Origin of the sequence: Neorhizobium sp. LMR1-1-1.1 (assembly GCF_040675795.1) — a bacterium.
Lineage (GTDB): Bacteria > Pseudomonadota > Alphaproteobacteria > Rhizobiales > Rhizobiaceae > Neorhizobium > Neorhizobium cellulosilyticum.
This window is the reverse complement of the sequence record NZ_JBEGHE010000001.1, coordinates 1,338,559-1,360,641: the sequence shown is the minus strand read 5'-3', so window position 1 is coordinate 1,360,641 and position 22,083 is coordinate 1,338,559. Positions and strand designations below refer to the sequence as shown.

Here is a 22,083-nt window from a genome sequence, read left to right as displayed (position 1 = left end):
ACGGAGTAGATCGTGCCTGACACCGCACCCGCCATCCTCTGGTTCCGCCGCGACCTGCGTCTCGACGACAATGCCGCACTCCATGCCGCGATCGATACAGGTGGCCCGGTCATTCCCGTCTATATCCGCGAACCGGTACAGCCCGATATCGGTCCGCTTGGGGCCGCACAGGCATGGTGGCTTCATCATTCCCTGGCAGCGCTCAAGGACAAGCTGAAGTCACTGGGCAGCGACCTGATGTTTGCGACGGGCAAGGCCGATGACATCATCATCGATATTGCCCGCAAGACCGGCGCAAAGACGGTCTACGTCAATCGCGCCTATGAGCGAACCACGGTCGACCGCGAGATCGCCATCGCGCTCAAGGATGCAGGCATCGCCATCCGCGCCTTTCACGGCCAGCTGCTGCATGATCCGAAATTGATCCGCACCGGCTCCGGTAATGCCTTCAAGGTCTACACGCCGTTCTGGAACGCCATGCAGAAGCTTCACGAGCCGCATGGCCCCATTGACCCGCCGAAATCCATCCCGTCGCCCGAGAGCCATCCCCGTTCCGAAGCGCTCGATAGCTGGAAACTTTTGCCGACAAAACCGAACTGGGCCGCAGGTTTTTCCGGACACTGGACGCCCGGCGAGGCCGGTGCGCAGGAAAAGCTCGAAGACCTGATCGACGCCGACCTGCATGATTACAAACGCGGTCGCGATTTCCCGGCGATCGACGCGACCTCCAGACTGTCTCCGCATCTGGCGCTCGGAGAAATATCCCCTGCCCGTATCTGGCACGCCACAAACGGGCTGGCTGACAAACATCGCGACGATCTGGTCCATTACCGCAAGGAACTGGCCTGGCGCGATTTCTGCTACAATCTGCTGGTCGAGTTTCCCGATCTGCGCACAAAAAACTGGGACGACAAGTTCGACGCCTTCGAATGGGAGTTCAACGCGGCCGATTTCAGCGCCTGGACCAAGGGCATGACCGGTTATCCGATCGTCGATGCCGGGATGCGCGAACTCTGGCAGACCGGTTACATGCACAACCGCGTCCGCATGATCACCGCATCCTTCCTGATCAAGGACTTGCTGATCGACTGGCGCCGCGGCGAGCAGTGGTTTCGCGATACGCTGCTCGATGCCGATCCGGCCAGCAACACCGCCAACTGGCAATGGGTGGCCGGCTCGGGCGCGGACGCCTCCCCCTTCTTCCGCATCTTCAACCCGATCCTGCAGGGCGAGAAATTCGATCCCGACGGCGATTACGTCCGCCACTTCGTGCCGGAACTGAAAGACCTGCCGAAGAAATACATCCACAAGCCCTTCGAAGCGCCGAACCATGTTTTGGCCGGCGCCGGCGTGGAACTCGGAAAGACTTATCCGAAACCGATCGTCAATCACGGCATGGCTCGTGACCGGGCGCTTGAAGCCTACAAGGGCCTGAAAGGCTGACGCAGTACCGCTTGCAGCAGGATTGACGTTTCAACCGGTTCCATCCGCGATTAATCTCCTTTTTCTGCAAGAGGAGAGATCAGAATGACGGGACGGAAGATCGCAGTCGTCGGACTTGGCGGGATCGGCGGCGTTGCCGCGGCCTGCCTCAGCTTGTCACCGGACAATGATGTGACGGTCTGCGCCCGCAGGCGGATCGACACGCTTACCTTCGATCATCACGAAGAGAGCAAAAGGATACCGCTAAAGACACTGACGGAGCCAAGTGGCGCCGAACCGGTCGACTGGGTGATCCTTTGCACCAAGGCACAGGATGTGGCCTCTATCGCCCCTTGGCTGGAACGCCTCTGCACGCCGCAGACGACGGTTGCCGTCCTGCAGAACGGCATTGCCCATGAGGAGCGCGTAGCCCCGCATGCGAAGGGCGCGACCGTGCTTCCGGCAATCGTCTATTACAATGGCGAACGTTTCGCCCCCGACCATGTCCGCCTGCGCCACATCCGCGGTCACGATCTGCTTGTGCCTGCAGGAGCGCAAGCGGAAGCCTTTGCGGCCCTTTTTGAAGGCACCCCCGTCGATGTCGGGATCAGTGCGGAATTCATCACCTATCAATGGCGCAAACTGCTGGTCAACGTCATCGCCAACCCGATCACGGCGCTTACCCGCCAGCGGCTTGGCGTCTTCCAGCGCGAGGATATCCAGCAGCTATCTCTTGGCATTCTTGACGAAGCAGTGGCGGTCGGTCGCGCCGAGGGCGCGCAACTTGCAGGCAATGAAGCAGAAATGATCCTTGAGACGTTTCTGGCCTATCCGCCGGAAGCAGGCACCTCCATGTATTTCGACTGCCTCGCAGGACGTCCGCTGGAAATCGAGGCGCTGAATGGTGCGGTCGTTGCCGCAGGCCTGCGCCACGGCCTTGCGACGCCCTTGAACACTGCAATGCTGACCTTGCTGAAGACCGTCAGCGACGCCAATACCAAAACCGCATAACAAAAGACCCGGCCGAAGCCGGGTCTTTCTTTTCTTATACGAGGCGGCTCTGTTCCAGCGCCGCTTCGATGAAGCTCGCAAACAGCGGGTGCGGATCGAGCGGGCGGCTCTTCAGTTCCGGGTGGTACTGGACGCCGATGAACCACGGGTGATCCGGATATTCGACCGTTTCCGGCAAAACACCGTCCGGCGACATGCCGGAGAACACCAGACCGCAGCTTTCGAGGCGGTCCTTGTAGTCGACATTGACTTCGTAGCGGTGACGATGACGTTCCGAAATCTCGGTCGAACCGTAGATCTCGGCAATCTTCGTGTCCTTCTTCAACGCTGCATTATAGGCGCCGAGACGCATCGTGCCGCCAAGGTCGCCGGCTGCCGCACGCTTCTCAAGTGCATTGCCGTTGACCCATTCGGTCATAAGACCAACGACCGGTTCCGAGGTCGAGCCGAATTCGGTGGACGAGGCCTTCTCGATGCCGGCCAGATGACGGGCGGCTTCCACCACCGCCATCTGCATGCCGAAGCAGATCCCGAAATACGGTACCTTGCGTTCGCGGGCAAACTGGGCGGCAAGGATCTTGCCTTCCGAACCGCGCTCGCCGAAACCGCCCGGCACCAGAATGCCATGGACCTTTTCGAGATAAGGGGTCGGATCCTCCTTTTCGAAGACCTCCGACTCGATCCACTCGAGCTTGACCTTGACGTGGTTGGCGATACCGCCGTGATGCAGCGCCTCGATCAGCGACTTATAGGCATCTTTCAGACCGGTATATTTGCCGACGATCGCGATCGTGACTTCGCCTTCCGGCGTCCTGATGCGGCTGCAGACGTCTTCCCACGGGTCGAGACGCGGCTTCGGAGCCGGTTCGATGCCGAAGGCGGCCAGAACCTCGTTGTCGAGGCCTTCCTTGTGATAGGCGATCGGAACGTCGTAGATATTGGCGACATCGAGCGCCTGAATGACGGCGCTTTCGCGCACGTTGCAGAACAGCGAAAGCTTGCGGCGTTCCGCTTCCGGGATTTCCCGGTCGGCACGAACGAGCAGGATGTCGGGATGGATACCGAGCGCCTGCAGTTCCTTGACCGAATGCTGCGTCGGCTTGGTCTTCAACTCGCCGGCCGCGGAAATATACGGCATCAGCGTCAGGTGAACATAGATCACGGTGCCGCGCGGCAGGTCGTTGTTGACCTGGCGGATGGCTTCCATGAACGGCATCGCCTCGATATCGCCGACCGTACCGCCGACTTCGCACAGAACGAAATCATAGTCGTCATTGCCCTCGGTGACGAAATCCTTGATCTCGTTCGTCACGTGGGGAATGACCTGAACGGTTGCGCCGAGGTAATCGCCGCGGCGTTCCTTGTCGATGATGTTCTTGTAGATCCGGCCGGTGGTGATGTTGTCGGTCTTGGTCGCCGAACGCCCGGTAAAGCGCTCGTAGTGACCGAGATCAAGATCCGTCTCAGCGCCGTCGTCGGTCACAAAGACCTCGCCGTGCTGGGTCGGGCTCATCGTGCCCGGATCAACGTTGAGATAAGGATCGAGCTTCTTCAGCCGAACCCGGTAACCCCTCGCTTGGAGCAATGCTCCGAGGGCCGCGGCCGCAATACCCTTCCCAAGGGAAGAGACCACGCCGCCAGTGATGAATACATATCGCGCCATGGGAGTCACCGGTTACCTTTTCACACACGATTCCGCCAGCAGAAATTTTGCCAATCGCTAAAACGGCTGTGGAATCTTCACAAAATAAAACCGGCAGGCTTTTGGCCTGCCGGAGCTTGAAGTCTCAACCGGAGCCTTACTGGCCGGTCGGTACGCTGTTCGACGGCGCAGCGGGCGCAGCCGGAGCGGCAGCAGGTGCCTGACCCGCGGCCGGAGCGGCAGCGCCGGTTTCGGACGGAACGCCGTTTCCTGCGGGAGCCTGTGCTGGCGGTGCAGCCGGTGCCGGGCCGAGCTGGTCGAGAATGCCGTTGCCCGTGCCCTGCTGGCTTTGCGGGATACGGTTCAGGATATCGGTCGGCTTCGAGTCGTAACGGGCAAGAATGCCGAGCGCCAGCGAAGTGACGAAGAACAGCGCCGCCAGGATCGCCGTCGTGCGGGTCAGCGCATTGGCCGTGCCGCGTGCCGACATGAAGCCGGAGCCGCCGCCAATGCCAAGTCCGCCGCCTTCCGAGCGCTGGATGAGCACTACGCCGACAAGCGCAAGCACGATCATGAGATGGATGACGATCAAAACGGTCTGCATGTATCGGGTCCCTGCCCTACGCGGGCAACAATCAAGAGTTTTGCGGCTCTTTACATGAGCCTATCGCTCTTTCCAAGCCTTGATTACAAGGTTTCGGCGATCAGCCCTTCATAGACGGAGTAGATGGCGAGGAAGTCAGCTGCTTTCAAGCTCGCTCCGCCGATCAATGCACCGTCGACATTGGCAATGCCCATCAGCACCTCGGCATTGCCCGGTTTGACCGAACCACCATAAAGGATCCGCATCTTCGCGCCTTCGTCGCCGAAGCGCTTGGCGAGTTCGGACCGCATGAAGGCATGCGCAACGGCAATGTCCTCGTTCGTCGGGGTCAGCCCTGATCCGATCGCCCAGACAGGCTCATAGGCAATAACGGTATTTTCAGCCGTGGCGCCATCCGGGATGGAGCCGTCCAGCTGCCGCTTCAGCACATCCAGCGTCTGGTAGCTGTCGCGTTCGCCGGCAGTCTCGCCGATGCAGATGATCGCGGTCAGATCGGCCTGATGGGCAGCCACAGCCTTGTCGCGAACCAGATGGTCCGTTTCAGCGTGATCCGTGCGGCGCTCGGAATGGCCAAGAATGACATGAGTTCCGAAGCAGTCTGCAATCATCTCGGCCGAGATATCGCCCGTATGCGCGCCCGAAACCTTCTGATGGCAATCCTGCGCGCCGATCATCAGCGGGCTGTCGGTGCACAGCGCCGTTGCGACATAAAGAAGCGTCGCGGGCGGGCAGATCAATGCGTCGACACGATCAGCCAATGGACCGACTACGCCCTCCGCCATCGCCTTGATTTCACCGAGCGCGTCACGCGTGCCGTTCATCTTCCAGTTTCCGGCCACAAGCGGGCGAACGTCTGGGGTCATCGGGCAGTTTCCTCCTCAATTTATCGGCAAACCTCGAAACGAGATCGCAGTCATCGTGTTCAAAATCCGGTCATCCGGACAATCAGGCATCTTTCGTACGCTGAAAAATGACCTTGATTCAAGCGCTTGCTTCAAAAGCCGCCGCCTTCCAGTCGCGCGAAGTGACAAAAGCGGGAAGCCCTTGATGAAATTCAATCGGTTGAGCGCCGCTACAGATCGATTTAACCGGGCGTCGCACCTAATTTCGGGCTGTCAGCACGAAATTGAGCACTTTGCGCCAGTCGACCATCCGGATCGGTGTTCCATGCCCTCCGGTCTGAAAAAGACTGAATCGCGCGGGATAGTTTGATGCGCGTAATCCGCGAAAAATCTTTTCCTGGTCTTCCGCCTTGTAGACGCTGTCGGCGCTGCCATGGGCGAAATAGATCGGCAGCTTGAGCTTTGCGTAAGGCGTTCCTGCTAGCCCCGCATCCGGCGGGCCGCCGAGCAGAACCATGCCGCCGAGATAACGGACGGTATCCCTGTCTCGCACGATGTTCTGGCAAATGATCCCGCCCATCGAGGCGCAGGCGAGAATGACCGGACGCCCTCCCGATTGTTCGAAAGCGTAGCGCGTCAATGCGCCGACATCGGCAGCCCCCTTGTCATCGAAGGATTTCACGCTGACCGAATAATAGGTGCCGCCATTGCGGGCGCTAAGGTTCTTCAGCCGGTTGAAATTGCCCCCGAACGAGTAGTCGTTGACGCCTAAACGGCGATCTCCGCCACGCCCATGGATAAAGATCACGGCAAAGCGTTCGCCGGAAGACGGTCCGACCCGCGTCACGTCCACATTGCGGCCGCCAAGTGTCAGCGTCTCGTTTTCCTGTTGGCTGCGAACGGAGAGATCGACATAGGCGCCGCGCACCCGGCGCTCCGGCTCCTGGTCGCGTTCGTTGATGTCGCGAAGCTCGTTATAGTCCATCACCTCGTAAGCGCCGCCATCGTCGCTCTTCAGCACCTTGTGGCTGGAAAACAGGTTATCCTTGAAAGGCGGGATCGGCCCTTCCTGCGCCATAACGACGTCACCGGTCGATGATATCAAGATCGCAAGAAGCGTGGCGAAAATGAAATGAACTGTGGACATGCGGGGTTTCATTGAGGTCCTTCGGTCTTGAAAGCTTGCCATGGCAGGGTCTAGCTAGCATTGCTGGCAGCAAAGGCCGCACGCGCGGCATCGCGAAAAAGCCGGTTTTCTGGCAGAATCGCAAGTGATTCGAAACAATATGAGACGGGTATGGCTTCCTCCTCGGCACCTCGGCAGGCAGCAGTGAAAGACCAGATGGACGACAATAACAACGATCTTTTCGGTGATCCCTCGGCGAATGCCCAGCCGGTGACGACCCAGCCGGCGACCACAAAACCGGTCGCTGCTGCGCCGGCACCCGCCATTGCCGCCGAACCGTCCACGCCCCGCCCAGCCCCACTCAAGAGCGGCGGCGAAGACTACGGCGCCTCGTCGATCCGTGTTCTGGAAGGTCTCGAACCGGTGCGCATGCGTCCCGGCATGTATATCGGCGGCACCGACGAAAAGGCGCTGCACCATCTGTTTGCCGAAGTCATCGACAACTCGATGGACGAAGCGGTCGCCGGTCACGCCAATTTCATCGAAGTCCATCTCGATGCCGAAGGTTTCCTGACCGTTTCCGACAACGGCCGCGGCATTCCGGTAGAGAACCATCCGCAGGTTCCCGGCAAGTCGACGCTCGAAGTCATCATGACCAAGCTGCATGCCGGCGGCAAATTCGACGGCGATGCCTATGAGACCTCCGGCGGCTTGCACGGCGTCGGCGTGTCCGTCGTCAACGCGCTGTCTGATGTGCTCGAAGTAGAGGTCGCCCGCAATCGCAAACTCTATCGCCAGACCTTTTCCCGCGGCGTACCGCAGGGTGGCCTGCAGGAACTCGGCGACGTGCATAACCGCCGCGGCACCCGCGTGCGTTTCCATCCCGACCCACAGATTTTTGGCGAGCGCGCCAAGTTTGAAGCCGGCCGCATTTTCCGTATGGCCCGTTCCAAGGCCTATCTTTTCGGTGGTGTCGAGATCCGCTGGAGCTGCGATCCGGGCGTCGTGCCAGAAGGCGGCGAGATCCCGGACAAGGCCGTCTTCCACTTCCCGGGTGGCCTGAAGGATTATCTGGCCGCAACGCTCGGCAAGGACTTCACCGTTACCCGCGAGATTTTTTCCGGCCGCACGGAAAAGACCGGCGGTCATGGCGCTATGGAATGGGCGATCACCTGGTATGGCGGCGATCCGCAGCTTCATTCCTACTGCAACACCATTCCGACCCAGGAGGGCGGCACGCATGAGGCAGGTCTGCGCATCGCGCTGACCAAGGGCCTGAAGAACTACGCCGAACTGACACAGAACAAGCGCGCCAAGGAAATCACCACCGACGACGTGATGATTTCGGCCGTCGGCATGCTCTCGGTCTTCATCCGCGAGCCTGAATTCGTCGGCCAGACCAAGGACAAGCTCGCCACCGTCGAAGCCCAGCGCCTTGTCGAAAACGTGCTGCGCGACCCGTTCGACCATTATCTCGCCGGCAATCCCAACGAAGCGGCAAAGCTGCTCGACTGGGTGATCGAACGCGCCGAAGAGCGCCTTCGCCGCCGCAAGGAAAAAGAAGTCAACCGCAAGACGGCGGTGCGCAAGTTGCGCCTGCCCGGCAAGCTTGCCGACTGCTCGCAGAATACGGCCGAGGGTGCCGAACTGTTCATTGTCGAGGGCGACTCGGCTGGTGGCTCTGCGAAGCAGGGCCGCAACCGAACCAATCAGGCGATTCTTCCGTTGCGTGGAAAAATCCTCAACGTCGGTTCTGCCAGCCGCGAAAAGCTCTCCGCCAACCAGCAGATTGCCGATCTCATTCAGGCGCTCGGCTGCGGCACGCGGTCGAAATACCGTGAGGAAGATCTTCGCTACGAGCGCGTCATCATCATGACCGATGCCGACGTCGATGGCGCTCACATCGCCTCACTGCTGATCACCTTCTTCTATCAGGAAATGCCCGAGCTGATCCGCGGCAACCATCTCTATCTGGCGGTGCCGCCGCTCTACGTCATCCGCCAGGGCGGCAAGACGGTCTATGCCCGCGACGACGCCCACCGCGCCGAGCTGATGGAGACGGTCTTCAAGGGCAAGAAGGTCGAGATCGGGCGCTTCAAAGGTCTGGGCGAAATGATGGCCGCGCAACTGAAGGAAACCACCATGGATCCGGCCAAGCGCACGCTGCTGCGGGTCGATATCGACGAGGTGGATTTCGAGGGTACCCGCGAGGCGGTCGACAACCTGATGGGCACCAAGGCCGATGCACGCTTCCGCTTCATCCAGGAACGCGCCGCATTTGCCGAAAATCTCGATATCTGACAGCTGGGCAGCAAGATAGGATTGCGTGACGGGGCGCGGCATGCTTCACCGGAAAGATCGTTTTTCGATCACCTGAACAAAGCACCCCGCCATGAAGCAGATCCTCTCCATCCAGTCCCATGTCGCCTATGGTTACGTGGGAAATCGCGCTGCCACGCTTCCCCTGCAGCGCCTCGGCCATGAAGTCACCGTCATCAACACGGTGCAGTTCTCCAACCATACCGGCTACCTGAAATGGACCGGTGAAGTGTTTTCCGCCGACCATATCGAGAGCATTCTCGACGGGCTGGAAAGCCTTGGCGCACTTGAGAAGATGGATGCGCTTCTGACCGGTTATCTCGGTGACCCGGCGATCGGCGAAATCATCCTCTCGGTTCTCGACCGACTGCCTGAAGGAACGCGCTGGCTCTGTGATCCCGTCATGGGCGATGTCGGCCGCGGCTTTTTCGTCCGCCCCGGCATTCCCGACTATTTTCGCCAGAAGGCGCTCGCCCGTGCCTCGATCATCACCCCGAACCAGTTTGAACTGGAATATCTCGCTGGCCGCCAGATCCTGACACTCGAAGATGCGCGCAAGGCCTGCCTGATGATCCACGAGATGGGGCCTGAAACGGTGCTCCTCACCTCGCTCATCCATGACGGCACGCGCGACGACGAAATCCAGATGCTGGCTTCGTCGAAATCGGGCAAACAATTCCTCGTCACCACGCCGCGCCTGCAATTCGACCCGGCACCCAACGGTGCGGGTGACTGCACCTCGGCGCTTTTCCTCGGCCACATCCTGTCCGGCGCACCGCTCGATCAGGCGCTGTCGAAAACAGCCTCCAGCATTTTCGCGCTGTTCGAAAAGACGCTTGCAGCCGGAAGGCGCGAACTCAACATGATTGCCGCACAGGATGATTTCGCCCGTCCTGCGCCTTTGGCGGTGATGACGCTTTAACGCGTCTCGAGCAGCTTGGTGACGGCGGAGATCAAGGCCTCCGCCTCATACGGCTTGCGAACGATCGGCGCGGTCAGGTTGGCCGGAATGATCGAACGATCGCTATATCCGGTGGCGAACACGAAGGGCACCCCTCGCCGCACCAGTTCCTCGGCGATCGGAAGCGATGTGCCCGATCCGAGATTGACGTCGAGGATCGCGACGTCGGGAGTAAAGCCTCTCAACCTGCGCAGCGCTTCCGATACGGACGGCGCCGTCGTCACCTTGTTGATCCCGTGCTCGGCCAGCATGGATTCGACATCAGCCGCAATCAGCATCTGGTCCTCGACCAGCAGGAATTCCTTCTCCGCCAGATGAGGCGTCTCGAGCCTTTCCGTTTCAGCTGCCTCCACATCGCCGATGCGAACGGTCGTTACGTCATCGTCACCATGCAGATGCTTCGACGGCACAACGAAGCGTGCCTCGATGCCGGCCTCGGGATAGTTGACCTCCGCCTCGCCATCGAGTTCGTAAGGGATGCTGCGGCCGATGAGGACGCTGCCGAAGCCGCTTCGGCTTGGTGGCTTTACCGCAGGTCCGCCGCTTTCGATCCAGCTCATCTCACAAGCACCCGTTTCGAGCCTCTTCCACCGAACATCGAGCCTGCCGCCCGGCACCGAAAGCGATCCATATTTGGCGGCATTGGTCGACATTTCATGCAGGACCAGAGCCATGACCGAAAAGGCCCGGCTGTCCAGCCAGACGCGCGGTCCCTCCAGCGCCACGGACCGGGTGCCCTCCATATAGGGGCGCAGTTCCGCCTCCAGGAGATCCAGCAACGAACCGCCGTCGCCGCCGCGCACCACCTGGTCATGCGCGAAAGCCAGCGCCTGGATGCGCCCCTTCAGCGAACCGACATAATCGGTCAAGCTGCGGCCGCTTTCCACCGGATGCCCCACCAGAGCCTTGATGATCGACAGGATGTTCTTGACCCGGTGATTGAGCTCCTCGTTGAGCATCCGCTGGCGCACATCCGCCTTGCCGCGCTCCTCGGCCAGCATTTCGTTGTGATGCAACACGATCTCGACGAGAACCGCGCGAATAGCTTCGCCAATCTCCCGGTCGCTGTCGGTCCAGGGCTGTGCCTGCAGCCTGACGGTTTCCTTCCAGATGGCGAAGCTCTTGCGCGGTGTCAGCCGATCTCCCATCGGGCCGGTCATATAGGACTTGTCAGGATTGCCCGCCCAATCCAGCGTCTGCACCACTTCCTTGCGGAAGAAGAAGAGATAGTCCTTCGGTCGCTGCGAAAGCGGTATGGCGAGCACGCCACAGGCATCGTCCGGTGAAATGCCGGATTGTGGAATGGCTTGCGAAAGCTGAAAGGTCGACCAGACCTTGCCGCCAGTCAGCCCGCCGATCTCGTCCGCCAGTTCTCCGATCATCTCGAGTGGCGGTGTGTTCCCCTGGCTTGACCAGACGCCATCCAGCCACAGGCCGACCCCGTCGCAAGGCAGCATGGTCGAGAAAGCCTCCAGCGACCCTCGCAGCAGCAGGCTGATGTCGCGATGATGCGAAGCTTCCTGCAGGAACCGGTCCAGCGACCGACGTGCAACGCTTGCGGTCTCGTGCAGCTCCTTCTGCTTGAGCGCAGAAAGATGCAGCGAGAAGAACTCGCCGAACGTTTCCGCTGCCACCCGCTGCGGCATCGACAGGATTTTCGGAGAATAGTGATGGCATGCAATCAGCCCCCAGAGTTCGCCATCGACGACGATCGAGATCGACATCGAAGCGCCGACGCCCATGTTGCGCAGATATTCGCAATGAATCGGCGAAACGCTGCGCAAATGCGCGAAGGACAGATCGAGCGGCTGGTTGTCCTCATCCAGCTCAGGCACGATCGGCACACGCTGATAGTTTGCGTCACAGATCACCCTGATCGTGTTCTTGATATAGAGCGCCCGCGCCTGGACCGGGATGTCGCCGGCCGGAAAATACTGGCCGCGAAAACTCTCCAAATCGCGTCTCTTGTATTCGCTGATGACCTTGCCGGAGCCATCCTGCTCGAAACGGTAGACCATGACCCGATCATAACCGAGCATCGCATACATCAGCCTTGTAGCGCTCTGCACCAGCCGGTCGAGGCTGGAGACGTTGCGGATCCGGCTGATCAGCATGCGGGCAACTTCGAGTGGCTGGTCGGTATCGTTGGATGCCGGCTCGAATTCGAGGATCACTTTTTCGCCATTGCGGTGAAGCGCAATATCCATGACAAGACCCGAAGCAAGGCGCAAAGCATGCCGCAGGGCGGGCCGGGCAGGATCGTCGGATGTCGCCAGCGCGTTGCGCAGCGTATGGGCAACATCGCCCCCCAAGACCGTTTCAAGCCTTTCGCCGATCACGGAAGACGTGAGCCCCAACATCTCTGCCAGATTCGCGGAATGCTGCAGGATGACGGAACCAACGCCGTCACAGACCATCAGGCAACCATGCGGCTGAATGGAGCCGGGGATATGAATTGGTTCACGGTCGCAATTGGTGAGGTTGACCGCTTCAGTCTGACGCATCAATTTTCCCTTGAAGCTCCCGTCCTGCCAATGGCACACATGGCTCCTGTTTTCCGGCGCGCCTATCAAAGACCCGCAAGCTGTTTAAAACATACCCGTGTTAAATGGAGCGGTATCGCCAATTGGCAATTTCATATTTCTATCGCATCTAAGCGTTACCGCAAGTAAGGAAGTAGCGTTTTAATGAATCGGTGCGAAGCTTGTTTTCACGACCTTCTCTGGCCATATAGGAGCCAGATTTAGACAGGAATTGATGGTGAACCGCAGCAGCAATCGAAAAGGCAGCGCCGAGCCGCGTTGGCTTGGCCCCGTTAGCCCCAACAGGGTTGCCCTGATCTCACCGATTTCGGCTGCGCGCTGGCTGTTGATCATTGTAGCTGCCGCCGCCATTTATTTCTTTCACGGCTTCATGGTTCCAGTACTTGCTGCCTTGGTGATCGGCTTTGCCAGCTGGCCACTCTACCGGCGCCTGCTGACCCATGTCGGTGGCAACACCACAATCGGCGCAACGCTGGCGATTATCTTCATCGTTCTCTTCATCGTCATCCCGATCAGCATCGGCGCATCCTATGCCGCCGGGGAAATCGCTGATTGGTTCCGCTGGGCCGTCGAGGTCAACCGCAACGGCGCGCCTCCACCAGCCTGGATTATCGGTCTGCCTTTTGCCGGAGAATGGCTCGGCACTCAGTGGACCCGCCATATCGGCGCGCCTGGTGCTGTAGGGGAACTTGCGCAGCTAATCAGCGGCGCCAATATCGGCGCAATCTATCATGGCGTGCTTGTGGCCGGAAACAGTGCCTTCCACATCATGCTGACATTGCTGTTCATGCTGATCGCGCTGTTTTTCGTTTATCGCGACGGCGCTTCGTTCAGTGGCCAGATCGACCTTCTGGGCGAGCGGATTTTTCCGACACGCTGGGAACGGATCTCTCGCGTCGTACCTGCCACGATAAGCTCCACCGTCACCGGCATGACGCTGATCGCCATCGGTGAAGGCATCGTGCTCGGCATCGCCTACTGGATCGCCGGCGTTCCCTCACCCGTCACATTCGGCGTGCTGACCGGCATCATGGCTCTCATTCCGGGTGGCGCGCCGCTCTCCTTCACGCTGGTATCGGCTTATCTCGTCGCCAATGGCTCCTATGTTGCAGGCGCCGGCCTGTTCATATGGGGTAGTGTCGAACTTTTCATCGTCGACAAGACATTGCGCCCCCGCCTTGTCGGAGGCCCGATCAAACTGCCCTTCCTGCCGACATTTTTCGGCCTTGTCGGCGGCGTCAAGACGATGGGTTTTCTCGGCCTGTTCATCGGACCGGTTCTCATGGCCCTCGTCGTATCGATCTGGCGGGAGTGGATTCGCGAGGTCAAGATCGCCGATGTAATAGAGGCGGAACAGCCCTCTGATCCCGAGGTCGTGCTTTCAGAGGAAGACTTGCCGCCGGTACGCAAGGTTTCCGGCCCTTAAGCCAATATCGGACAGCCCAGCCTTCATCGGGCCATGATCTTCATCATAAAGCTCGGTTGAACGTGTTGGAGATATGAATGAACGCTGCCCTTGTTGTCATGACCATTCTCGGCTGTAACGACAGCGGGACAGACTGCAAGTACATAGCGACAGCCCAGGAACGCTGGCCGTCTGTGGCGATGTGCGATTCCGTCTCGGAAGATCACCTTCCGACCTATGCGAACCAGCCCTATCCGGTCCTGATCGCCGTTTGCCAGGACCCGGAAATCGCCGGCATACCAAATGTCGGGCCTATCCCGGTAACGCGCCCTTCTGCCTCACAGGAAACACAACCGGCCGAGACGAACACGTCTGACACGTCGGTGGACACAAATGCGCAGAAGGTCGAAGTCGCCGAAGTAACGCCGGAAGAAGCGGAAACACTGGCCGGACGGGCCATACAGCGTGTGAAGACCGTACTACCGACAACAGAAGGCGTCAAAACGCTGATGACGAAGCCGGTGCGTCTTGTGGAAGGCGGCTATTCCTGGGTCGCACGCAAGTTCGATCACTGACGCCACAATCTGCGACCTTACAGTCGATCACGCGACGAGTGAAACATCTGCAGCGTAAGAGCGTGCGCTGCGACGCAGCTCGCCGCGTTGGAGCAGGTCTACCATATCCAGCAATTGTCCGACCGCACCACCATCTCCACGTAAGCCCTCGAACCGCTCGAGCAGCGCGAGATAACAGGTATCAATACCTCCGCCAGCGGCTGCGCGACGCCACAAGAATACCGCCTCGACAAAGACGGTGACGATATCACGCCCTATCCCAGCCGCTTCGAACAAGGCTCGCACCGCATGAACCCTGCCGGTCGCGAGGATCGCACGGACGCGGCGCTCTTCCAGATGAACGAGCGAGACGATGGCCGATGCAAAGAAATCCACCTTGCCGCTGCAAAGTGCGTGAATGAGAAGTGCCGGGGTGAGCCGCCCGCTCGTCTTCAGATGCTCGACCAGCAACGGGATTTCATCCTGAAAGATCGATCCGGCAATCGCAACGATCGCCTCGTCACCGGCTTCGCGTGTCATGACGTCGATGCGCTTGGCACCGATCGTTCTGGTGACCAGGTCGGAACCTGCAAGCGCGGCCGCCACATGGGCGACCAGCATGTGGCGCACATCGGCAGGAAGGTTGCCGCGCTCGAGCAGCAGATGCCGCACATCGGCCAGATGACCGAAGCGCTGCGCCATGCGGCGCAGGGTAATGCGACTGACAGAGGCGGTATCGTTTTCCAAAAGGAGGACGATCTCGGCGCCGTCACCCACCTCGGCAACCGCGGCAGCAGCACTGCAGCCGAGCCCGGGCCGTGTTGCGACCAGAGACCGCGTGAACGAATCGCCACGTCCGGCCAGTTCGACGAGATCGGCGTCGCTTAGGACGGGAGAGCAGGCAATCACCGTGCAGGCAATCTCCGGCTGGTCTTCGGCAAGCGACATGATGATCGCGCGGGGTGCTGCGTCCGAAGAAGCGAGAGCCTCGGCCAGCGCCAAACGCACTTTCGGCGAAGGATCATCGAGAAGATAGGTCATTGCCATTATCGCGGCGCGATGCTCGTCCGGGCCGAGCGACGACTTGATGAACGCATCGGCAAGCGCGCTTGCAGCCCTTGCCCGATCGCCGGTCCTCGCCGTTTCAGCCCAACGTAGAAATGCCTGTACGATCACAATGCGCCTCGGAAATCTGGCCGCGGCTTCAACGGCCCGACTTGCCGAACGCTAGTTTGAAAAGGTTAATATTGGTTCACCACGTTTATTAACCTCGACATCCAGGCGGGCCTTATCAGGCATTTATCGGGTCGGTCGGGCGATCTGGAACACATCCGTACCGCCATCCGCATAATCCATATATCCCATGCGCGCGATCGGCCGGGCGAGATCCATGGCGATTCGCCCGTCACGAATGATTTCCTCGCTGATATGGATGCCGACGACCTGACCGAAGACCATGAAGGATTGCGAAGTCTCGCCGTTGAGCCCCTTCGGCTGGATGATCTCGGTCAGCCGGCATTCCAGCGCCGTATAGGCCTCGGCTACATAAGGCGCATCGACAACTTGCCCCATCGCCGCAGTAAGCCCCGCCAGCTCGAACTCGTCGACACCGTAATCGACGGGTGCCGAGGATGCGTTGACGTGATCCGCAAGATGCCGGCTCGCCAGGCTCGCGGTAAACACGCCGGTCTCCTCCGCATTCTTGAGGCTGTGCTTGCGCCCCGATGACGAGAACATCACCAGTTTCGGTGTATCGGAGACGATGTTGAAGAAGGAGTAGGGCGAGAGGTTGAACGACCCGTCCCTGCCCTTGGTGCCGATCCAGCCGATCGGTCGCGGCGCCACGATCGCCTTGAAGGGATCGTGCGCCATGCCGTGATCATTCGTGTCCGTACGGTAGAACATGTTGGTCTCGCCTCAGGCGTAGGTGACGACATCTGCAAGCTGCGGCCGCGGACGATCCGGCATCGGGAAATCGCTGGAACCGATATGGATGAAACCGGCAACCTTTTCGTCTTCCTTCACGCCAAGCGCGGTCAGGGCTTTTGCATCATAAGCAACCCATTCGGTGCGCCAGTTGGCGACATAACCGCGTGCCTCGCAGGCCATCAACATGTTGAGGCAGACAGCGCCGGCAGACAGGACCTGCTCCCATTCGGGGATCTTCGCATGCGGCGCCGCCGTGCTGATCACGCCGACGACCAGCGGCGCGCGGGTGAAGCGCACCCGCTCGGCTTCCTTCGCCGCATCGGTCATCTCGCCGTTCTGCGCGCAAGCGATTTCAAGGAAAGTTTCGCCGAGCGAGACGCAGACATCGCCGCGATAGACGACAATCCGCCAAGGGGCGATCTTTCCATGGTCAGGCACGCGCACGGCTGACGTGAGAATCTCATCGAGTTCCGCCGCATCCGGAGCCGGCCCCTTGATCTGCGCAACCGGTGTCGAGTGGCGTTCACGCAGATAGTCGATCAGCTTTACGTCATTGGTCATGTCCGAAACTTCCATTTGGTGGGGTGTGCCAGAGGTGCGGTAGTCCATTTGGTGGGATGTGGTAGAATGAGGCCTTGAATTTGCCTTTCCCATGGTCTTCAAGTGGCCAGTCAGAAAACAAGAGTCAACCGGTCATCGAATGTCAGGCATCTCCATTGTTCGCCATATCTTCCTTGCAGAAGCATTGCTGCTTCTCCTCGTGACAGGCGTTCAAGCGCAGGAAGGTGACGCATTCAAGAGCTTCAAGCAGCTCGACAGCTCAGCCAAGATGCCGAAGCTGAACGCGTTTTCCCCATCATCCATCCTGCCTCAAAGCGCCGTTGCCAAGGATGTGCGCTTCAGCGCCAAACTGACCAGTAACGGCGACGTGATGAAGGATGGTCTCGCCTGGCGGGTGTTCAGCCCGATTGCCGGCGAAGACGGCAAGCTGCCGCTGGTGGCAAGCTCGAATGGCGGCTCCGCCGATTTTCAGCTGGCGCCCGGCGATTATTTCGTCAACTGCGCCTTCGGGCGCGCCGGTATCACCAAAAAGCTGACCGTTCCGGCGGAGGGCAATGTCGCCGAACAAACGCTCGTGCTGGATGCAGGTGGCTTTGTGCTGAATGCCGTTGCAGGAACCGACCAGCGCATCCCCCCAGGCCAGCTCAGCTTTTCCATCTATTCTTCCGAGGTTCGCGAAAACGGTGACCGCGCGCTGGTCATGTCTGATGTCAAACCGAATACCATCGTTCGGTTGAATGCCGGGACCTACCATGTCGTCTCCGAATATGGCGATATCAACGCGGTCGTGCGCGCCGATATCCAGGTCGAGGCAGGCAAGCTCACCCAGGCGGTGCTGCAGCACAAGGCGGCCCAGATAACCCTCAAGCTGGTTTCCCAGCCTGGTGGCGAGGCTATTGCCGATACCGCGTGGTCGGTGCTGACCGCCGCCGGTGACGTCGTCAACGAAAGCGTCAGCGCGTTTTCAACCATGGTCCTGTCGGAAGGCGATTATCTGGCCGTCGCCCGCAACAAGGACAAGACCTACCAGCGTGAGTTCAGCGTCAAGGCCGGCCGCAATACCGATGTCGAGGTCCTGATGCGCAATCCACGCAACAGTGGCGAAACGGCAGCGGTCGAGCCGCAGGACTGATCCATATCCACTGGTCTGGATCACGTGCATTTGCCGCTTTCCCGCGCGCCATTCCTGTGATGAAATTTCCCCGTCGACACAGGGGGAATTCAAGATCGTGATCAGACTGGCAGTCGCAGCAGACGAGAATGATATCAGGACCTGCGCGGAAGGCGCCTATACCCGTTACATCACGGTGATCGGCCGACGACCGGCACCGATGGACGCCGACTTTGCGGCACAGATTGCCGTCGGCCATGTGCATGTCTCGACCGGCCCTGCCGGAGAGCTGCAGGGTTTCATCGTCTTTTTCGTCGAGGCCGAGCACATCATGCTGGAAAATGTCGCCGTCATGCCCGCCGCCGCCGGCAAGGGTATCGGCAAGGCCCTGATCGGCTTTTGCGAAGACGAGGCCCGCCGCCTTGGCTTCTCCGCGGTGCAGCTCTACACCAACGAGAAGATGACCGAGAACCTGTCGATCTATCCGCGCCTCGGTTATGTCGAGATCGACCGCCGTACGGAAAACGGCTTCAACCGGGTCTATTTCGAGAAAAGGCTAAGCCTCGCATAGAGGGCCAAGGGCCAGTTTCATCTCTGGCCGACAGACGGGAGGAGATTGGAATGCGCAGAGACTTCGACCCCGACACCGTTACGCCCGATGGCAGACCACCCGCCAAAGGCATGGTTTTCGATCCGAAGACCGAGGGCGCATGGCGCGGTTCGTTATTTGGCGAGGTGCTCAACGGGCCGGTCACCGTTCTCGCCTATGGCAATGACACGCCCGGACAAGGGCCGAGGCTGCATGTCCATCCCTATGACGAGACTTTCATCATCATCGAGGGACGCGCTCGCTTTTTCGTTGGTGATGCCGTGATCGAGGCCGAAGCCGGAGAAGCCGTGTTGGGACCAGCCGGTGTGCCCCACCGCTTCGAGAATATCGGCACCGGGAGGCTGCAGACGATCGACATCCACCACTCCACCCGTTGGATACAGACGGATCTGGATTAGGGTCAGGCTGCTTCTTTTCGCAACGCCTGCCGCCGCTCCTGAAACTTCGCCAACCGCGAACGCCTGACCGGGCGCATCGAAAATACCGCGTCATGGAGCACCGTCAGCAGGTCCTTGCGTTCCTTGATGTTGGAAAGTTCTTCCCAGGTCATCATCGCCCCGACACGCGCCCGGATCGAGCTGCCGGAAAGCCGCTTGAACTCGCGGATCAGCAATGACAGCCTGAGCGTCAGCGACAGCTTGCTCGCAATGTGGAAGAGCGGGCCGTTCTGGCCTTCGAAATAGATCGGCACGACATTGGCCTTGGCGGTCTGCACCAGCTTTGCCGCAAAAATCTTCCAGGGAAGATCCTGCGCCATGCCGAAACCCTTCTTCGCGGTGGCGACGCCGCCGGCCGGAAAGATGATGATCGTCACGCCTTCTTTCAGAAGCTTCAGCGCTTCGTGGCGCGTCTGCATGTTGATAACCAGCGCTTCCTTCGTTTCCTCGAAGGAGACAGGCAGCGAATAGGGCGCCATTTCCGGCACCTTCAGCAGTTCGTCATTGATCAGGACACGGAACGGTCGGCCAAGCTGTTCGGCCATGGCCAGAACCGCAATTCCGTCGCCGATGCCGAACGGATGGTTGGCGACGATGACGAGCGGACGCCCGTGCTCGACAACAGGCAGCCACTCCCCCTGCACGTCGAGTTCGACATCGATGAGATCGAGCATCTTGCCGAACACGCGATCGGTCTTGCCGACGATGTCCTTGCGCCAGATGTCATAGAGGCGGGCATAACGGTCGCGGCCGGATAGTCCCTCGATGGAGCGGATAAACCAACGCTTGAGGCGCGGATCGCGCTCGTTGGCGTAAGAGAGTTCCTTGAAGCGCATTCTGTCTCCGCGGAAGCTCCGCCCATTCATCACGAGCTTATAATATTTCAGTCCGATGACAATATTCTGACAGCGCCCGTGCATGACGGGCGCTGTCGATGTTTCAAAGATCAGGCAGCCTTGACCTTGGCAGCCTTGCGGCGCTTGACGTCCGGCGGCGTGGCTTCATCGACCAGCGAGGCAAGTGCCTCGTCGAGAGACATGGCCGTCTGCGCCTGCGAGCCGAGGCGACGGATGTTGACCGAACGCTGCTCTGCTTCCTGACGGCCGCAGACGATGATCACCGGAACCTTGGCAACCGAATGCTCGCGGACCTTGTAGTTGATCTTTTCGTTGCGGAAGTCGGTTTCGACCTGCAGGCCTGCCTCGCGCAGCTGCTCGGCAACCTCGCGGCCGTAGTCGTCGGCATCGGACGTGATCGTTGCAACGACGACCTGCGTCGGCGCGAACCACAGCGGCATATGGCCGGCGAAGTTTTCGATCAGGATGCCGAGGAAACGTTCCATCGAGCCGCAGATGGCGCGGTGGATCATCACCGGCTGGGTCTTTTCCGAGTTCTGGTCGATATAGAACGCGCCGAACCGTTCCGGCAGGTTGAAGTCGACCTGCGTCGTGCCGCACTGCCATTCACGGCCGATCGCGTCCTTCAGCGTATATTCGAACTTCGGACCGTAAAACGCGCCCTCGCCCGGCAGGATGCCGGTTTTGATGCGGCCGCCCGACTGTTCCTCGATCGTCTTCAACACATCCGTCATCACGCTTTCGGCGCGATCCCACAGATCGTCGGTGCCGACGCGCTTTTCGGGACGCGTGGACAGTTTTACGACGACTTCCTCGAAGCCGAAATCTTCATAGACCGACAGGATCAGCGCGTTGATTCGCAGGCATTCCGCCGCCAGCTGCTCATCGGTGCAGAAGACGTGCGCATCGTCCTGCGTGAAGCCACGCACGCGCATCAGACCGTGAAGCGCACCGGATGCTTCGTAGCGATGCACGAGACCGAATTCGGCAAGACGGATCGGCAGTTCGCGGTAAGACTTCAGACCATGCTTGAAGATCTGCACATGGCCGGGGCAGTTCATCGGCTTCAGCGCGAAGACGCGGTTATCCGCCTCCTCGTCCTTCGGATGGGTGAAGGCGTAGGCGGATTTAACCGCAAACATGTTTTCCTGGTACCAGCCCCAGTGACCCGACGTTTCCCACAGCGAGGCGTCAAGCACCTGCGGTGCATTGACCTCTTCATAGGTGCCGGCCAGACGGCGGCGCATATAGGCCGTCAGCGTCTGGAACATGCGCCAGCCCTTGCCGTGCCAGAACACCACGCCCGGACCTTCTTCCTGGAAATGGAAGAGATCCATCTCGCGGCCGAGCTTGCGGTGGTCGCGCTTTTCGGCTTCGGCGAGAACGTGGAGATACTGGTCCAGCTCTTCCTGGGTCGCCCAGGCCGTACCGTAGATGCGCGTCAGCATTGGCTTGGTGGAATCGCCGCGCCAGTATGCGCCGGCAACCTTCATCAGCTTGAAGGCAGTGCCGATCTGGCCAGTCGAGGCCATGTGCGGACCACGGCAGAGGTCGAACCAGCCGCCCTGATTGTAGATCTTCAGGTCCTGGCCTTCCGGGATCATGTCGACCAGCTCGACCTTGTAGGCCTCGCCCTTGTCGGCAAACACGTCCTTGGCCTTTTCGCGCGTCCAGATCTCCTTGGTGAAGGCGGCATTCTTCTGAATGATCTCCTTCATCTTCTTTTCGATCTTCGGCAGATCTTCGGGCGTGAAGGGCCAGTCCTCTCTGCTTTCCGGATGGACGCGCTTGAAGTCGTAGTAGAAACCGTTCTCGATAACCGGGCCGATCGTCACCTGGGTGCCAGGCCACAGGTCCTGCACGGCCTCGGCCATGACGTGAGCGGCATCGTGGCGGATGAGTTCCAGCGCGCGCGGATCGGTGCGCGTGACGATCTCGATCTTGCCATCGGTGACGGGATCGGAGAGATCGCGCAACTCGCCATCGAGCGCGATTGCGACGGCCTTCTTGGCCAGCGACTTGGAAATGGATTCGGCAACGGCAAAACCGGTCGTGCCCGCGTCGAACGCGCGAACGGAGCCATCGGGAAATGTAAGGGAAACGGACATCTGAATTCTCCTGTCCAGTCCCGCCAACGAATGCGGGTGGT

19 protein-coding genes are annotated in these 22,083 nt (G+C 59.9%); 9 read left to right on the top strand and 10 right to left on the bottom strand.

What is annotated here, in order from left to right; genetic code table 11:
* Positions 1 to 9: 9 nt before the first annotated feature.
* Both MRBLMR1_RS06620 and MRBLMR1_RS06615 read left to right on the top strand, forming a co-directional pair.
* Positions 10 to 1,443: a cryptochrome/photolyase family protein gene (locus MRBLMR1_RS06620; RefSeq protein ID WP_148144799.1), complete on the top strand. Its 1,434-nt coding sequence runs from the start codon at positions 10 to 12 to the stop codon at positions 1,441 to 1,443.
* An 84-nt stretch (positions 1,444 to 1,527) separates the two neighbouring features.
* Positions 1,528 to 2,433, top strand: coding sequence for a 2-dehydropantoate 2-reductase (locus MRBLMR1_RS06615; protein ID WP_148144800.1), 906 nt, complete (start codon positions 1,528 to 1,530; stop codon positions 2,431 to 2,433).
* Positions 2,434 to 2,467: 34 nt separating this feature from the next.
* On the opposite strand, the gene pyrG is transcribed toward MRBLMR1_RS06615, so the two are convergent.
* The 4 genes from pyrG to MRBLMR1_RS06595 all read right to left on the bottom strand — a co-directional run bounded on the left by pyrG (position 2,468) and on the right by MRBLMR1_RS06595 (position 6,668).
* Entirely contained in the window at positions 2,468 to 4,096 is a 1,629-nt protein-coding gene (pyrG, locus tag MRBLMR1_RS06610) for a CTP synthase (protein ID WP_148144801.1), read from the bottom strand.
* A gap of 136 nt (positions 4,097 to 4,232) precedes the next feature.
* Positions 4,233 to 4,679 (bottom strand): preprotein translocase subunit SecG, encoded by a 447-nt coding sequence (secG, locus tag MRBLMR1_RS06605; protein WP_148144802.1) that lies wholly within the window; start codon positions 4,677 to 4,679, stop codon positions 4,233 to 4,235.
* Between the two features lie 83 nt (positions 4,680 to 4,762).
* A complete protein-coding gene (gene tpiA / locus MRBLMR1_RS06600; RefSeq protein ID WP_148144803.1) occupies positions 4,763 to 5,542 on the bottom strand; it encodes a triose-phosphate isomerase in 780 nt (259 codons plus the stop codon).
* Positions 5,543 to 5,780: 238 nt separating this feature from the next.
* Positions 5,781 to 6,668 (bottom strand): alpha/beta hydrolase, encoded by an 888-nt coding sequence (locus tag MRBLMR1_RS06595; RefSeq protein WP_183686058.1) that lies wholly within the window; start codon positions 6,666 to 6,668, stop codon positions 5,781 to 5,783.
* 195 nt (positions 6,669 to 6,863) lie between these two features.
* On the opposite strand from MRBLMR1_RS06595, the gene parE reads away from it, so the two are divergent.
* Entirely contained in the window at positions 6,864 to 8,948 is a 2,085-nt protein-coding gene (gene parE, locus MRBLMR1_RS06590; protein ID WP_148144893.1) for a DNA topoisomerase IV subunit B, read from the top strand.
* Between the two features lie 91 nt (positions 8,949 to 9,039).
* Positions 9,040 to 9,888: a pyridoxal kinase PdxY gene (pdxY, locus tag MRBLMR1_RS06585; protein WP_148144805.1), complete on the top strand. Its 849-nt coding sequence runs from the start codon at positions 9,040 to 9,042 to the stop codon at positions 9,886 to 9,888.
* Here the strand turns inward: pdxY and MRBLMR1_RS06580 are convergent.
* A complete protein-coding gene (locus MRBLMR1_RS06580) occupies positions 9,885 to 12,431 on the bottom strand; it encodes an HWE histidine kinase domain-containing protein (protein ID WP_148144806.1) in 2,547 nt (848 codons plus the stop codon). The two genes, pdxY and MRBLMR1_RS06580, sit on opposite strands and share 4 nt — an antisense overlap.
* Positions 12,432 to 12,684: 253 nt before the next feature.
* Here MRBLMR1_RS06580 and MRBLMR1_RS06575 point away from each other — a divergent pair, with 253 nt between their 5' ends.
* The gene (locus tag MRBLMR1_RS06575) at positions 12,685 to 13,896 is read left to right on the top strand and encodes an AI-2E family transporter (protein WP_210297922.1); all 1,212 of its coding nucleotides are present in this window, start codon (positions 12,685 to 12,687) and stop codon (positions 13,894 to 13,896) included.
* A 77-nt stretch (positions 13,897 to 13,973) separates the two neighbouring features.
* Positions 13,974 to 14,450 carry a hypothetical protein gene (locus tag MRBLMR1_RS06570; protein WP_148144808.1) on the top strand — a complete coding sequence of 159 codons (477 nt, stop codon included), beginning with the start codon at positions 13,974 to 13,976 and terminating at the stop codon, positions 14,448 to 14,450.
* A gap of 27 nt (positions 14,451 to 14,477) precedes the next feature.
* Here MRBLMR1_RS06570 and MRBLMR1_RS06565 read toward each other — a convergent pair whose 3' ends face one another.
* From MRBLMR1_RS06565 to MRBLMR1_RS06555, 3 genes are all read right to left on the bottom strand, one after another.
* Entirely contained in the window at positions 14,478 to 15,605 is a 1,128-nt protein-coding gene (locus tag MRBLMR1_RS06565; RefSeq protein WP_148144809.1) for a DUF2336 domain-containing protein, read from the bottom strand.
* A 123-nt stretch (positions 15,606 to 15,728) separates the two neighbouring features.
* Complete coding sequence (locus MRBLMR1_RS06560) at positions 15,729 to 16,334, bottom strand: flavin reductase family protein (RefSeq protein ID WP_148144810.1); 606 nt, start codon at positions 16,332 to 16,334, stop codon at positions 15,729 to 15,731.
* Positions 16,335 to 16,346: 12 nt separating this feature from the next.
* The gene (locus MRBLMR1_RS06555; protein WP_148144811.1) at positions 16,347 to 16,919 is read right to left on the bottom strand and encodes a nitroreductase family protein; all 573 of its coding nucleotides are present in this window, start codon (positions 16,917 to 16,919) and stop codon (positions 16,347 to 16,349) included.
* A gap of 139 nt (positions 16,920 to 17,058) precedes the next feature.
* Here MRBLMR1_RS06555 and MRBLMR1_RS06550 point away from each other — a divergent pair, with 139 nt between their 5' ends.
* The 3 genes from MRBLMR1_RS06550 (at position 17,059) to MRBLMR1_RS06540 (ending at position 19,038) form a co-directional block, all read left to right on the top strand.
* On the top strand, positions 17,059 to 18,051 hold the full coding sequence (locus MRBLMR1_RS06550; protein WP_148144812.1) for an RgsD C-terminal domain-containing protein: 993 nt from the start codon (positions 17,059 to 17,061) through the stop codon (positions 18,049 to 18,051).
* Between the two features lie 97 nt (positions 18,052 to 18,148).
* Positions 18,149 to 18,601 carry a GNAT family N-acetyltransferase gene (locus tag MRBLMR1_RS06545; protein WP_148144813.1) on the top strand — a complete coding sequence of 151 codons (453 nt, stop codon included), beginning with the start codon at positions 18,149 to 18,151 and terminating at the stop codon, positions 18,599 to 18,601.
* 50 nt (positions 18,602 to 18,651) lie between these two features.
* On the top strand, positions 18,652 to 19,038 hold the full coding sequence (locus MRBLMR1_RS06540; protein ID WP_148144814.1) for a cupin domain-containing protein: 387 nt from the start codon (positions 18,652 to 18,654) through the stop codon (positions 19,036 to 19,038).
* 2 nt (positions 19,039 to 19,040) lie between these two features.
* Here MRBLMR1_RS06540 and MRBLMR1_RS06535 read toward each other — a convergent pair whose 3' ends face one another.
* Entirely contained in the window at positions 19,041 to 19,913 is an 873-nt protein-coding gene (locus MRBLMR1_RS06535) for a 1-acyl-sn-glycerol-3-phosphate acyltransferase (protein WP_148144815.1), read from the bottom strand.
* Positions 19,914 to 20,023: 110 nt separating this feature from the next.
* On the bottom strand, positions 20,024 to 22,042 hold the full coding sequence (thrS, locus tag MRBLMR1_RS06530) for a threonine--tRNA ligase (RefSeq protein ID WP_210297921.1): 2,019 nt from the start codon (positions 22,040 to 22,042) through the stop codon (positions 20,024 to 20,026).
* Between the last annotated feature and the right edge of the window lie 41 nt (positions 22,043 to 22,083).

What these genes read in the sequence shown, in the direction of transcription:
- pdxY (WP_148144805.1), top strand. Translation starts at nt 9,040, where the DNA reads ATGAAGCAGATCCTCTCCATCCAGTCCCATGTCGCCTATGGTTACGTG.
- MRBLMR1_RS06540 (WP_148144814.1), top strand. Translation starts at nt 18,652, where the DNA reads ATGCGCAGAGACTTCGACCCCGACACCGTTACGCCCGATGGCAGACCA.
- MRBLMR1_RS06535 (WP_148144815.1), bottom strand. Translation starts at nt 19,913, where the DNA reads ATGCGCTTCAAGGAACTCTCTTACGCCAACGAGCGCGATCCGCGCCTC.
- MRBLMR1_RS06555 (WP_148144811.1), bottom strand. Translation starts at nt 16,919, where the DNA reads ATGACCAATGACGTAAAGCTGATCGACTATCTGCGTGAACGCCACTCG.
- MRBLMR1_RS06615 (WP_148144800.1), top strand. Translation starts at nt 1,528, where the DNA reads ATGACGGGACGGAAGATCGCAGTCGTCGGACTTGGCGGGATCGGCGGC.
- MRBLMR1_RS06560 (WP_148144810.1), bottom strand. Translation starts at nt 16,334, where the DNA reads ATGTTCTACCGTACGGACACGAATGATCACGGCATGGCGCACGATCCC.
- tpiA (WP_148144803.1), bottom strand. Translation starts at nt 5,542, where the DNA reads ATGACCCCAGACGTTCGCCCGCTTGTGGCCGGAAACTGGAAGATGAAC.
- MRBLMR1_RS06570 (WP_148144808.1), top strand. Translation starts at nt 13,974, where the DNA reads ATGAACGCTGCCCTTGTTGTCATGACCATTCTCGGCTGTAACGACAGC.
- MRBLMR1_RS06580 (WP_148144806.1), bottom strand. Translation starts at nt 12,431, where the DNA reads ATGCGTCAGACTGAAGCGGTCAACCTCACCAATTGCGACCGTGAACCA.
- MRBLMR1_RS06595 (WP_183686058.1), bottom strand. Translation starts at nt 6,668, where the DNA reads ATGTCCACAGTTCATTTCATTTTCGCCACGCTTCTTGCGATCTTGATA.
- pyrG (WP_148144801.1), bottom strand. Translation starts at nt 4,096, where the DNA reads ATGGCGCGATATGTATTCATCACTGGCGGCGTGGTCTCTTCCCTTGGG.
- MRBLMR1_RS06550 (WP_148144812.1), top strand. Translation starts at nt 17,059, where the DNA reads ATGTCAGGCATCTCCATTGTTCGCCATATCTTCCTTGCAGAAGCATTG.
- secG (WP_148144802.1), bottom strand. Translation starts at nt 4,679, where the DNA reads ATGCAGACCGTTTTGATCGTCATCCATCTCATGATCGTGCTTGCGCTT.
- MRBLMR1_RS06575 (WP_210297922.1), top strand. Translation starts at nt 12,685, where the DNA reads ATGGTGAACCGCAGCAGCAATCGAAAAGGCAGCGCCGAGCCGCGTTGG.
- parE (WP_148144893.1), top strand. Translation starts at nt 6,864, where the DNA reads ATGGACGACAATAACAACGATCTTTTCGGTGATCCCTCGGCGAATGCC.
- thrS (WP_210297921.1), bottom strand. Translation starts at nt 22,042, where the DNA reads ATGTCCGTTTCCCTTACATTTCCCGATGGCTCCGTTCGCGCGTTCGAC.